The following is a 12,351-nucleotide window of genomic DNA, read 5'->3' as shown; positions in this document are numbered from 1 at the left end:
AACCGCTCACCAGTTACCAGCCGCCAGCCAGCCGAGTTGGGTTATGATCAGCGCAAAAACCGGGATGGCGGCCGTCAGGCTGTCAATACGGTCCATGATACCACCATGCCCCGGAAGCAACTGACTGCTGTCCTTGATACCGCGAAAACGCTTGAGCATGCTTTCCAGAAGGTCTCCCAACACAGACACCAACCCGGTCACCAGGCTCGCAATCACCAACAGCACTGTCTGATCAACGGACGCTGAGGCCAGCTGGCTGACAATGACCGCAAAGACCGCCACCGCTGCCAGGCCACCCCAGACACCCGCCCAGGACTTACCCGGGCTGACTCGTGGGGCCAGCTTGGCTTTGCCAAATGCCCTGCCTGCGAAATAGGCACCAATATCAGCAACCCAGACCACACAGAACACATAAAGGATTACGAGCAAGTTGTTGGCAACATCACCAAACTGGAAGGTCCCAGTCCGCAGGTGATTTAACCCGACCCACGCCGGAACCAGTACCAACAACCCCATGATCGCCCTCACAGGTAACGCCCCCCAATGATCGGCCCCTTTCGGGTAACTACGCACCATCAGGAAACAGACGACCCACCAGATAACAGCCAGCCAGAGTACGGCAACAGCAGGCACATCGAGTAATGCGTACAGGACGGCGGCAACCACGCCGGCATAGGCCACACGGGCTACCGGGGCGGTTACCCCGGACATGTTGGCCCACTCCCAGGCACCAATGGTGATGATGGCACCGGTAAACAGGGCAAAACCCAGCGGCGGTAAAAAGAAGATTCCGCCAATGGCAATAGGAGCAAGGATAAGCGCAGTTATGATTCTGGTTTTTAGCACAATAAAGTTCGCTGTCTTGTCGTTATTGTTCCGGTTGGCGGCTGGCAATCTGGTCGTCGGTCTGGCCAAATCGCCGCTGCCGGCCGGCATAGGCCTTCAGCGCTTCCTTCATTTCGTCCTCAAGGAAGTCGGGCCAGTAAACCGGGGAAAAGTACAGCTCAGTGTATGCCAGGTGCCAAAGCATGAAATTGCTGATGCGTTGCTCGCCCGCTGTCCGGATCATCAGGTCCGGCATGGGCAAGTCGCCTATTGAGAGATGTTGCTGAATCAGGCCATCGGTCACATCCGACGGTTCCAACTCCCCTGCCCGGACCTTCTCCGCAACCTGCCTGGTTGCCTGCGTTATGTCCCAGTGACCACCGTAATTGGCAGCTATGACCAATGTCATCAGGGTGTTATGGCGGGTGAGCTCTTCCGCCTTCTCCATGTGTTCCTGTAACGCGGGGCTGAACGCCGTCCGGTCACCAATAATCCGTAGCCGGATATTGTTGCGATGGAGTTTTTTTACCTCCCGCTCCAGAGCGAACAGGAAGAGACGCATCAGGGCCGATACTTCGTCTTTTGGCCGCCGCCAATTCTCACTGGAAAAGGCAAACAGGGTGAGGACCTCGACGCCCTCACGGGCGCAGGTCTCCACAACAGACTTGACCGCATTCACGCCCGCCTTATGGCCCGCTACCCCCTTCAACTGGCGCTCTTTCGCCCAGCGATTGTTACCATCCATGATAATGGCCACATGCCGGGGCCGACCATCAGCCGACACCGGAATCTCTGCGGATACAGTTTCCGTCATGAAGTCCCCTGCACAGCCGATGGATCGGCATCGGCTGTTCGTTTTATCCGAAAGAGATGAGGCTGATCAGACAGCCATCAAGTCCTCTTCTTTGGCTTTAAGCATCTTTTCGACGTCGGCAATGTAGCGATCCGTCAGTTTCTGGATCTCTTCCTCGCCCTTGCGCTCTTCGTCCTCGTTGATTTCCTTTTCTTTGAGCAGGTCTTTCAACATGGAGTTCGCATCACGGCGCGCATTACGGATAGAGACCCGGCCGTGTTCAGCGTCGGCTTTTGCCTGCTTGACCATTTCCTTGCGGGTTTCTTCGGTCAGCATGGGCATCGGTACGCGGATGATATCGCCGCTGGTCGCCGGATTCAGGCCCAGGTCCGAGGTCATGATTGCCTTTTCAATCGCCGGCACGAGGTTCTTTTCCCACGGTGAAACAGTCAGTGTGCGGTTGTCTTCGACATTTACACTGGCAACCTGCTTCAAAGGCGTTTCCTGGCCATAGTAGTTCACCATGACGCTGTCGAGAATGGCCGGATGGGCACGACCGGTACGGATTTTATTGAAGGCTGAGTGCAGAGCGTCGATGCTCTTCTTCATTTTCTTCTCAGCTTCGGATTTGATGTCATTGATCACTGGAGCATCCTCAATTCGTTTTTCATGTCAGTCCGTTCTCCGGCCGCTAACTGCCGACCGGATCAACCACTTTATTCGATCAGTGTACCTTCTTTTTCCCCGGTCACGATGCGAGTCAGTGCGCCGGGGCGATTCATATCAAACACCCGCAGCGGCATACCATGATCACGGGCCAGACAGATCGCTGTCAGGTCCATCACACCCAGCTTCTTGTCCAACACTTCGTCATAGGTCAGATGGTCGTATTTTTCTGCAGAGGCGTCGATATGGGGATCCGCCGAGTAGACCCCATCCACCTTGGTCGCTTTGAGAACCGCATCCGCCTCAATCTCGATACCACGAAGGCAGGCTGCGGAATCAGTGGTAAAGAAGGGGTTGCCAGTGCCAGCACAGAAGATCACCACATCGCCATCTTTCAGGTCGCGAACAGCGCGACGGCGATCATAGTGCTCAACAATACCGCTCATGGGAATGGCCGACATGACACGGGTACGAATGTTCGAGCGCTCAAGGGCATCGCGCATGGCCAGGCCGTTCATCACCGTTGCCAGCATGCCCATATGGTCGCCGGTTACCCGGTCCATACCGGCCGCGTTCAGGGCCGCGCCACGGAACAGGTTACCACCGCCGATCACCAGACCGACCTGAACACCAATACCGATGAGAGCACCAATTTCCAGTGCCATGCGATCAAGAACTTTGGGATCAATACCGAAATCGTGCTCACCCATCAGGGCCTCGCCACTGAGCTTGAGCAGAACACGCTTATATCTTGGCTGGGTTTTCGATGATGTCGGCATGATGATCCCCTTTTCGTCTGTTGGCTGCTTCTGGCGCGACAAGCTTCGCAGGCTTGTATCTGACATACTCCTCAACAAAAAGGGGTATCTCAGATACAAGCCCGCCACGAAAGCCGGGTCACCCCAACTGACGTGGCAGACTCAGGTGGCACTGCAACTCAAGGGCTGCAGCGCCAATCAGAAGGATCAGGCCTTACTGGTGCCGGCTGCAGCAGCAACCTCGGCAGCAAAGTCCACTTCTTCCTTCTCGATACCTTCACCGACTTCCAGACGAACAAAACCCACCAGCTCGCCGCCAACGGATTTGATCAGTTCACCCACAGTCTGGTCCGGGTTCTTGACGAAAGGCTGTTCAACAAGGCTGTTCTCCTTGAGGAACTTCTTGATGCGGCCGCCCATCATCTTCTCGACGATTTCAGCAGGCTTGCCTTCCATGTCCGGCTGGGCCTTGATGACTTCTTTCTCTTTCTCGAGCTCATCGGCAGGCATGTCTTCCGGCTTGCCAACCCGTGGGTTAACAGCGGCAGCGTGCATGGCGATATCACGAGCAACTTCGGAGTCACCAGCAGTCAGGGCAACAACGGAAGCGATCTTGTTGTTGCTGTGGACATAGCCACCGACAACCGGCCCTTCAACCTTAACGATGCGACGTACAGTGATGTTCTCGCCAATCTTCTGAACCAGCGCTTCACGCTTGGCTTCCAGATCGCCTTCCATCAGCTTGGCTACGTCGGTCTCACCCTTTTCGAAGGCAACTTCCAGGACGTCGTTGGCGAAGTTGATGAAGTTGTCATCACGGGCAACAAAGTCGGTCTCGGAGTTGACTTCCAGGATGAAGGCAACGGTATTGTCGTCAGAAATCTTGATCAGAGATACGCCTTCAGCGGCGGTACGGCCTGCCTTTTTGGCGGCTTTCAGGCCGGAAGACTTGCGCAGCTCTTCAATAGCAGCGTCAACACTGCCACCAGCTTCTACCAGTGCTTTCTTGCACTCCATCATGCCAAGGCCGGTACGCTCACGCAGCTCTTTGACCATTGCAGCGGTAATTGCAGCCATGTTCAATCCTCTTGTTCCGAATTCGGTGGGGAGGTGCGCCCGGGGTTGTTCACGGGCACACCCTACATCTCAAACCTGAAGGGAAAGCATTACTCAGCGGCTGGAGCAGCACCTTCAGCATCTTCGCTGACTTCAACAAACTCGTCAGCGCCAGCACCGGCAGACTGAGCTGCGTCGATGCAGGTATCGGCAACGGCCTTCACGTAAATCTGGATAGCGCGAATGGCGTCATCGTTGCCCGGGATTACGTAATCAACACCGTCAGGATCGCTGTTGGTATCAACAACACCGATAACAGGAATGCCCAGCTTGTTGGCTTCCTTGATGGCGATGCGCTCGTGGTCAACGTCGATCACGAACAGAGCGTCCGGCAGGCCGCCCATGTCCTTGATACCGCCGATGGAACGCTCGAGTTTGTCCATCTCACGGGTACGCTCAAGGGCTTCTTTCTTGGTCAGCTTGTCGAAAGTACCATCCTGACTCTGGGCTTCCAGGTCACGGTAGCGACGGATCGACTGACGGATCGTCTTGTAGTTGGTCAGCATGCCACCCAACCAGCGGTGATTTACGTAGGGCTGACCTGCGCGCTCGGCCTCTTCTTTCACGATCTTCGCTGCGGCACGCTTGGTACCAACAAACAGAACCTTGTTCTTGTTCTCTGCCAGCTGCTGAACGAACTTGAGAGCTTCGTTCATGGCAGGAACGGTCTGTTCCAGGTTGATGATATGAATCTTGTTGCGGGCGCCGAAGATGAACTTCGACATTTTCGGATTCCAGTAACGGGTCTGGTGACCGAAGTGAGCACCTGCCTTGAGCAGGTCACGCATATTTACCTGAGCCATGATATTTACCTTTTTAGCTTCGGGTTAGTCCTCCACGCGTCCGATTGACCCAACCATTCACCTTAAAACAGGAGATGGCACCCTGGGACAACGTGTCGACACGTGTGTGAATTTGCCGGATTTGTTTCCAGCGGGCGCGTTTATACCATAAATCGGCCGTGCTACGCCATTATTTTTGCCATCAACGTTCCTTGTACCCAGCTCCTCTCCCCCTTAAAATGCCGGTTTGATACACATCAACGGGAAGCCCAATGCAGGTATCCATCAAAACTCCGGAAGAAATCGAAAAGATGCGCGTCGCCGGCCGACTGGCGGCAGAGGTTCTTGAGATGATCGGGGAGTACGTCAAGCCCGGCGTTACCACCGAAGAACTGGACCGCATCTGTCACGACTATATTGTCAATGTGCAAAAAGCGATTCCGGCTCCCCTGAACTACAAGGGTTTCCCCAAGTCCATTTGCACGTCGGTCAATCACGTCATCTGTCACGGCATCCCTTCCGAGAAGAAGGTGTTGAAAGACGGAGACATCATGAACATCGATGTCACCGTTATAAAGGATGAGTATCACGGTGACACCAGCAAGATGTTTATTGTCGGCAAACCCAAGCCGGGCACGGAACGGCTGATCAAGATTACCCAGGAATGCCTCTATAAAGGTATCGAACTGGTCAAGCCGGGTACACGCCTGGGTGATATCGGCCACGTGATCCAGCAGCACGCTGAGAAGCACCGCTACTCGGTGGTTCGGGATTATTGCGGACACGGTATTGGCAAGGTCTTCCACGAAGAGCCACAAGTCATGCATTATGGCAAGCCCGGCACTGGCCTGGAGCTCCAGGAAGGCATGACCTTCACCATCGAACCGATGATCAATCAGGGCAAGTACCACACCAAACTGCTGCCGGACGGCTGGACCGTGGTCACCAAGGACCACAAGCTATCGGCCCAATGGGAACACACCCTCCTGGTGACGGCCGACGGTTGCGAAGTCCTGACAAAACGTACGGAAGAGTCTTTCTAGGTGGACCGAAGCGAGCTCGAATCCCGCATCAGCAACGACATCTCTCCCGTAGTCGCCGCCCGCGAGTTACTACGGGAGCGGTACAATGCGGATGCGGAAGCGTTCCGCCAGGGAGCGGACGTCAGAGCCCTGGTTCACTCCCGGGCCGACACGGTGGATACCACCCTGCGGCTGATCTGGAACCGCTATCCTTTCTCGACCTCCACTGACATTTCCCTGGTGGCCGTTGGCGGTTATGGTCGCGGCGAGCTCCACCCTCACTCAGATGTTGATTTGCTGATACTGACTCGCAATGGTATCCGCAAAGAGTGGCAGGAAGATCTGGGCGCCTTTATCACCCTGCTCTGGGACCTGAAGCTGGACATTGGCCACAGTGTGCGCAGCATTGAGGAAAGCAAGGCCGCAGCCCGCGAGGATATCACCATCCTCACCAACCTGCTGGAAACCCGCACTATCGCTGGCCCCGACGAGCTACGGGAAATCCTCAGCGAGCAGGTCTATGCCGATGACGTCAGCTCGGACCGTGAGTATTTCATCGCCAAACGTGAAGAGCAGCAGTTGCGTCACAATAAATACGGCGATACCGAGTACAACCTGGAACCCAACGTCAAGGGCTCACCAGGTGCCCTCCGCGATATACAGACCATCGGCTGGATCACCAAACGCCATTTTGGCCTGCAGAACATTGCCGATCTGACCCGCTTCAGCATCCTGACCGAGGAAGAACACCAGATCCTGTTTCAGGGTGAGACGTTCCTGTGGCGCCTGCGGTATGGCCTGCAACTGATTGCTGACCGCAATGAAAACCGACTGCTGTTCGACCATCAGCGCGCCCTGGCAGAGATGTTGGGCTATAAAGATGAGGGCAAGCGACTGGGCGTCGAACTTATGATGCAGTCGTACTACCGCACCGTGCTGGCCCTGGCGGAGCTGGCCGACGTTATCCTGCAGTATTATGACGAAGCGATACTTGGCGCCGGCGATGCCGATGACATACAGCCGCTGAACAAGCGCTTCCAGATTCGTAACCGCTATATTGAAGCGGTGAACAATCAGGTGTTCGCCTACGCCCCCTACTCCATCATGGAGATCTTCGTGCTGATGGCGCAGCACCCGGAAATCAAGGGCATACGGGCCACCACCATTCGCTCTTTGCGGGCGCACCGCCACCTGATTGATGATGCTTTCCGCTCCGACCTGGCGGTGACCTCCCTGTTCATGGAGTTGTTGAGAACGCCTCACGCCCTGGACCAGACTCTGTCCGCCATGAAGAAGTACAACGTGCTGGGCCGCTACCTGCCGGAATTTGGCCAGATCATCGGGCAGATGCAGCACGACCTGTTCCATATCTACACCGTGGATGCCCACACCATGAGGGTTATCCGCAACATGGCCCGACTGACCAGCCCGGAGGCGCGCACAGAGTATCCCCTGGCGTCCCGGCTGATTCACCGCCTGCCCAAGCTGGAAACCCTGTTTATCGCCGGCCTCTATCACGATATCGCAAAAGGCCGCGGCGGCGACCACTCGGAACTGGGGGCCATTGACGCGGAAGACTTTTGCGCACGCCATCACCTCAGTGAGCGTGACACCCAACTGATTTCCTGGCTGGTTGAAAATCACCTGCTGATGTCCATGACCGCCCAGCGCAAGGACATTTCCGACCCGGACATCATCCACGCCTTCGCCCAGTCCGTCCCCAGCCAGGCGCACCTGGACTACCTGTACGTACTCACGGTGTGCGATATCAGCGCCACCAACCCCAAGCTCTGGAATACCTGGCGCGCATCCCTCTTGCGCCAGCTCTATATCGAAACCAAGCGAGCACTGCGCCGGGGCTCGGAAACCCCGGTCGATCGCCAGGAGTGGGTGCGGGCAACACAGTCAGAAGCCCGGGAGATCCTCCATGCCCAGAACATGACGGACGAGCAGATCGACAGCATCTGGAGCACCCTGGACGAAGACTATTTCCTTCAGGACTCCACGGTCGATATCGCCTGGCAGACCGCGGCCATCATTCGTCACGGCGACAATCCCGACCCGCTGGTGCTGATTCGCGATACCCGCGGCGGCCCAACGGATGGCTATTCCCAGATCATCATTTACATGCGGGACCGCGTTGCCCTGTTCGCTGCGACCACCGCCGTACTGGAACAGCTCAACCTCAACATCGTCGACGCCCGGATCAGCTCCAGTGAGAGCCCATACTCCATCAGCTCCTATGTAGTACTGGATGAAAAGGGCAAACCCCTGGGCATTGATCCGGCCCGCAAGGACCGGGTACGCCAACGACTTATCGAGGAACTGGATGATCCCGAGGACTATCCCGACATCATCCATCGCCGCACACCCAGACAGCTCAAGCACTTCGCCTTTCCCACCGAGGTCACGCTGTCCAATGACACCATCAATCAGCGCACGGTGATTGAAGTCATCACCCCGGACCGCCCCGGACTGCTGGCGCGGGTGGGCCAGGTCCTGCTTGAGCATCGCGTCAGACTGACCAACGCCAAGATCGCCACCCTGGGCGAGCGCGTGGAAGACGTATTCTTCGTCACCAACGAACAAGGCGAGCAAATCAGTGATCCTGCCGTCTGTCAGGCCCTGCAGGAAGACCTTCGTACAATGCTGGACGACACTCAATGAATCCCAACCTGGACCGATTACACCCTTACCCGTTTGAAAAACTGGCCAAACTGAAGGCCGGCCTCTCCGTGCCCGAACACCTGGCACCGATTTCCCTGGGTATCGGTGAGCCCAAACACCCGTCACCGGCCTTCGTAAAGCAGGTCATCGCGGACAATCTGGACAAACTGGCCAACTACCCCACCACCCGTGGGACCGACGAATTGCGCCAGGCCATCAGTCAATGGGCGACCCGCCGTTTCGACCTGCAGCCGGGCAGCCTGTCCGCCAGTGACCACATTGTTCCGGTCAATGGCACCCGGGAAGCCATCTTCTCCCTGGTTCAGGCCGTGGTGGATGCCGGCAGGCCGGCCACCGTGGTCAGCCCGAACCCGTTTTACCAGGTCTACGAGGGCGCAGCCTTTCTCGCCGGTGCGACGCCCGTCTATCTGCCGTGCGACGCCAGTAACGGGTTCATTCCGGATTTCGACCGAGTTCCCGACGACGTCTGGCGGGACTGCCAGGTGCTGTTTCTCTGCTCACCGGGCAATCCCAGCGGCGCCGTGGTACCCCGGGAAACGCTGGTCAAAGTCATTGAACTGGCGGACCGCCATGACTTCATTGTGGCTTCGGACGAGTGCTACTCCGAACTCTACCCGGACGAATCCCGGCCGCCGGAAGGCCTGCTGCAGACCTGCGCGGCCATCGGTCGGCACGACTTTTCACGCTGCGTGGTCTTCCACAGTCTTTCCAAGCGAAGCAACCTGCCCGGCCTGCGCTCAGGCTTTGTGGCGGGTGACGCAAAGATCCTGAAAGGCTACCTGAAGTACCGCACCTATCACGGCTGCGCCATGCCCATCCACAACCAGCTGGCCAGTATTGCCGCCTGGCAGGATGAGGATCATGTGCGGGAAAACCGCGCCGCCTACCGCGCGAAATTCGAAGCCGTCGTGCCCATCCTGCGGGAGGTCATGTCCGTTGACTATCCCGACGCCGGTTTCTACCTCTGGCCAGAGACTCCGATGGATGATGAAACCTTCGCCCGAGAGCTGTCCGCCCAGCAGAATGTTCATGTGCTGCCGGGACGCTACCTCTCCCGCACCGTGGAGGGGCACAACCCGGGCGAGAACCGGGTTCGCATGGCATTGGTCGCACCACTGGAAGAGTGCGTCGAGGCCGCGAAGCGCATTGTGGAATTTGTAAAGGCAAACAAGGCATGAAGATTTACGGCATCAAGAACTGCGATACGGTCAAGAAAGCCCGCAAATGGCTGGATGAACAAGGCGTTCCCTACGATTTTCACGACTTCAGGAAAGACGGGCTCGATGGCACCCTGCTCTCACGCCTGGAACAGTCTGTCGGCTGGGAAACTTTGCTAAACCGGCGCGGGACCACCTGGCGCAAACTTCCCGAGGATGTTCGTGATACCATGGATGCCCAATCCGCCCATGACATCATGTTAGAGAACCCTTCCATCATCAAACGGCCCGTGGTCGAACACGAAGGGGCTGTCAGCGTTGGCTTCGATGCCAACGAATGGGCCACCCGTTTTTCCCAAGAATGAATCTGAGACAATAGGAGCAACCACCTGATGAGTTTTGCATTCGGTATCGGTATCGGCACCCAGAACAACCAGGGCGAATGGCTGGAAGTGTTTTATCAGCAGCCGGTGATGACACCCGATAACAGCCTGATAGAGGTGGCGGGCAATTCGCTCGGTTACAAGGGCGGAAACCAGGCACTTCAGGTCACCGGTGACGATCTGAATGCCCTGTCCGAGGCGCTGCGTCAGGTGGGGAACACCGAGCAGGCGAGCCTGGCTGAAAAAGCCTCCAAAAGCACCCGCCCGGTAGTGGTCACCATCCTGGAAACCGATGACACCGCTTCCAGCACCCCCGAGGTGTACCTGAAGCTGCACCTGATTTCCCACCGTATGGCCAAACCCCATGGTGTGAAACTGGACGGCATCTTCGGCCTGCTGCCCAACCTGGCCTGGACCAACGAAGGCGCGATCGACCTGAATGAACTGTCCGAGCGCCAGCTGAAGGCCCGCCTGGAGGATCGTATCCTGGAAGTGAAGTCCGTGGACAAATTCCCACAGATGACTGATTACGTGGTTCCCAAGGGTGTACGCATCGCCGACACCGCCCGGGTTCGCCTCGGCGCCTACGTGGGCGAAGGCACCACCGTGATGCACGAAGGTTTCATCAACTTCAACGCCGGCACCGAAGGCACCAGCATGATCGAAGGCCGCATCTCCGCCGGCGTCATGGTTGGCCAGGGCTCGGACCTGGGTGGCGGCTGTTCCACCATGGGCACCCTGTCCGGTGGTGGTAACATCATTATTTCGGTGGGCGAAAACTGCCTGATTGGCGCCAACTCCGGCATCGGCATTCCGCTGGGTGACCGCTGCAAGGTGGAAGCTGGCCTGTACATCACCGCCGGCACCAAGGTGGCACTGCTGGACGACAACAACGAGCTGGTGGAAGTGATCAAGGCCCGCGACCTGGCCAACAAGCCTGACCTGCTGTTCCGCCGCAACAGCCAGACCGGTGCCGTCGAGTGCAAGTCCCACAAAACCGCGATCGAGCTGAACGAAGAACTGCATGCAAACAACTAATTCTCCAACGCTCGATCTGGCGATCGACCTGATCCGCCGGCGATCCGTCACCCCGGATGACGCCGGCTGCCAGGAACTGATGATGTCCCGCCTGGCCGAACTTGGCTTTGAGGGCGAATCACTCCGGTTTGGCGACACCGATAACCTCTGGGCCCGCAAGGGCACAGAGGGGCCGGTGCTGGCATTCGCCGGCCATACCGATGTTGTCCCCACCGGCCCCGAGAAAAACTGGGCTCACCCACCGTTTGAGCCGGTGATACAGGATGGCTACCTGTACGGCCGTGGCGCCGCGGACATGAAAGGCAGTCTGGCTGCGTTTGTGACCGCCTGTGAACGGTTTGTGGCGAAGCACCCGAACCATCGGGGCTCCATTGCCCTGCTGATCACCAGTGATGAAGAGGGCCCGGCCAAGGACGGCACCGTCAAGGTAGTGAAAACCCTGGAAGCCAGAAACGAAAAGATCGACTGGTGCCTGATCGGTGAACCGTCCAGCACCCATGAGGTGGGAGATGTCATCAAGAACGGTCGACGCGGCTCACTGCACGGCTACCTGACCGTTCACGGTGTCCAGGGCCATGTCGCCTATCCGCATCTGGCTGAGAACCCGGTACATTCCGTTGCACCGGCACTGGATGCCCTGGCCCGGGAGTTCTGGGACAATGGCAATGACTTCTTCCCGCCCACTACCTTCCAGATCACCAAGGTGGAGGCCGGTACCGGCAGTAACATCATTCCCGGTGAATGCCTGGTGCATTTCAATTTTCGCTACTGCACGGAAAACACAGCGGAAAGCCTGGAAGAGCGCGTGGTTGCGATTCTGGACCGGTTCGGGTTCAAGTATGACCTGCAGTGGCATCTGAGCGGCCGTCCATTCCTGACGGATCGTGGGGCGCTGGTATCCGCCAGCCAAAATGCTATCCGTACAGTGACCGGTCGGGAAACGGAACTCTCCACCTCCGGTGGCACCTCCGATGGCCGCTTCATTGCGCCCACTGGCGCCCAGGTGGTTGAGTTGGGCCCGATCAACGCCACCATTCACAAGGTGGATGAGTGCGTAAAAGCGGCTGACCTGGATACCCTGTCGGAAATCTACGAACAGGTCCTGGTCGAACTGCTGGCATGA

12 protein-coding genes are annotated in these 12,351 nt (G+C 57.5%); 6 read left to right on the top strand and 6 right to left on the bottom strand.

Features of this window, described 5'->3' with window-relative positions:
* Positions 1–6: 6 nt before the first annotated feature.
* The 6 genes from EHN06_RS07480 to rpsB all read right to left on the bottom strand — a co-directional run bounded on the left by EHN06_RS07480 (position 7) and on the right by rpsB (position 4,961).
* Complete coding sequence (locus EHN06_RS07480; RefSeq protein ID WP_127334381.1) at positions 7–846, bottom strand: phosphatidate cytidylyltransferase; 840 nt, start codon at positions 844–846, stop codon at positions 7–9.
* A gap of 22 nt (positions 847–868) precedes the next feature.
* Entirely contained in the window at positions 869–1,639 is a 771-nt protein-coding gene (gene uppS, locus EHN06_RS07475) for a polyprenyl diphosphate synthase (protein WP_127331607.1), read from the bottom strand.
* 66 nt (positions 1,640–1,705) lie between these two features.
* Entirely contained in the window at positions 1,706–2,263 is a 558-nt protein-coding gene (frr, locus tag EHN06_RS07470; RefSeq protein WP_127331605.1) for a ribosome recycling factor, read from the bottom strand.
* A 71-nt stretch (positions 2,264–2,334) separates the two neighbouring features.
* Positions 2,335–3,063 carry a UMP kinase gene (gene pyrH, locus EHN06_RS07465; protein WP_127331603.1) on the bottom strand — a complete coding sequence of 243 codons (729 nt, stop codon included), beginning with the start codon at positions 3,061–3,063 and terminating at the stop codon, positions 2,335–2,337.
* 186 nt (positions 3,064–3,249) lie between these two features.
* Positions 3,250–4,119, bottom strand: a complete 870-nt coding sequence (gene tsf, locus EHN06_RS07460) for a translation elongation factor Ts (protein WP_127331601.1) — start codon at positions 4,117–4,119, stop codon at positions 3,250–3,252.
* Positions 4,120–4,208: 89 nt separating this feature from the next.
* Positions 4,209–4,961, bottom strand: coding sequence for a 30S ribosomal protein S2 (rpsB, locus tag EHN06_RS07455; protein ID WP_127331599.1), 753 nt, complete (start codon positions 4,959–4,961; stop codon positions 4,209–4,211).
* Between the two features lie 251 nt (positions 4,962–5,212).
* Between rpsB and map the strand changes: the two genes are divergently transcribed.
* From map to dapE, 6 genes are read left to right on the top strand one after another with little or no spacing between them, the layout of a single operon-like run.
* Positions 5,213–5,983, top strand: a complete 771-nt coding sequence (map, locus tag EHN06_RS07450) for a type I methionyl aminopeptidase (RefSeq protein WP_127331597.1) — start codon at positions 5,213–5,215, stop codon at positions 5,981–5,983.
* Positions 5,984–8,629 carry a [protein-PII] uridylyltransferase gene (locus tag EHN06_RS07445; RefSeq protein WP_127331595.1) on the top strand — a complete coding sequence of 882 codons (2,646 nt, stop codon included), beginning with the start codon at positions 5,984–5,986 and terminating at the stop codon, positions 8,627–8,629.
* The gene (gene dapC / locus EHN06_RS07440) at positions 8,626–9,828 is read left to right on the top strand and encodes a succinyldiaminopimelate transaminase (RefSeq protein WP_127331593.1); all 1,203 of its coding nucleotides are present in this window, start codon (positions 8,626–8,628) and stop codon (positions 9,826–9,828) included. The genes EHN06_RS07445 and dapC overlap by 4 nt, the downstream gene beginning before the upstream one ends.
* Complete coding sequence (locus EHN06_RS07435; RefSeq protein ID WP_127331591.1) at positions 9,825–10,172, top strand: ArsC family reductase; 348 nt, start codon at positions 9,825–9,827, stop codon at positions 10,170–10,172. Before dapC ends, EHN06_RS07435 begins: the two co-directional genes overlap by 4 nt.
* Before the next feature lie 27 nt (positions 10,173–10,199).
* Entirely contained in the window at positions 10,200–11,228 is a 1,029-nt protein-coding gene (gene dapD, locus EHN06_RS07430; protein ID WP_127331589.1) for a 2,3,4,5-tetrahydropyridine-2,6-dicarboxylate N-succinyltransferase, read from the top strand.
* On the top strand, positions 11,215–12,351 hold the full coding sequence (gene dapE / locus EHN06_RS07425) for a succinyl-diaminopimelate desuccinylase (RefSeq protein WP_127331587.1): 1,137 nt from the start codon (positions 11,215–11,217) through the stop codon (positions 12,349–12,351). Before dapD ends, dapE begins: the two co-directional genes overlap by 14 nt.

It is taken from the genome of Marinobacter sp. NP-4(2019) (genome assembly GCF_003994855.1).
GTDB lineage: Bacteria > Pseudomonadota > Gammaproteobacteria > Pseudomonadales > Oleiphilaceae > Marinobacter.
Note: the sequence above shows the minus strand (reverse complement) of the source record. Positions and strands in the feature narration are given on the sequence as shown.

Bases quoted from the DNA above. Each gene is read 5' to 3' on its own strand.
- EHN06_RS07435 (WP_127331591.1), top strand. From the start codon at position 9,825: ATGAAGATTTACGGCATCAAGAACTGCGATACGGTCAAGAAAGCCCGC.
- dapE (WP_127331587.1), top strand. From the start codon at position 11,215: ATGCAAACAACTAATTCTCCAACGCTCGATCTGGCGATCGACCTGATC.
- rpsB (WP_127331599.1), bottom strand. From the start codon at position 4,961: ATGGCTCAGGTAAATATGCGTGACCTGCTCAAGGCAGGTGCTCACTTC.
- uppS (WP_127331607.1), bottom strand. From the start codon at position 1,639: ATGACGGAAACTGTATCCGCAGAGATTCCGGTGTCGGCTGATGGTCGG.
- map (WP_127331597.1), top strand. From the start codon at position 5,213: ATGCAGGTATCCATCAAAACTCCGGAAGAAATCGAAAAGATGCGCGTC.
- dapC (WP_127331593.1), top strand. From the start codon at position 8,626: ATGAATCCCAACCTGGACCGATTACACCCTTACCCGTTTGAAAAACTG.
- pyrH (WP_127331603.1), bottom strand. From the start codon at position 3,063: ATGCCGACATCATCGAAAACCCAGCCAAGATATAAGCGTGTTCTGCTC.
- dapD (WP_127331589.1), top strand. From the start codon at position 10,200: ATGAGTTTTGCATTCGGTATCGGTATCGGCACCCAGAACAACCAGGGC.
- tsf (WP_127331601.1), bottom strand. From the start codon at position 4,119: ATGGCTGCAATTACCGCTGCAATGGTCAAAGAGCTGCGTGAGCGTACC.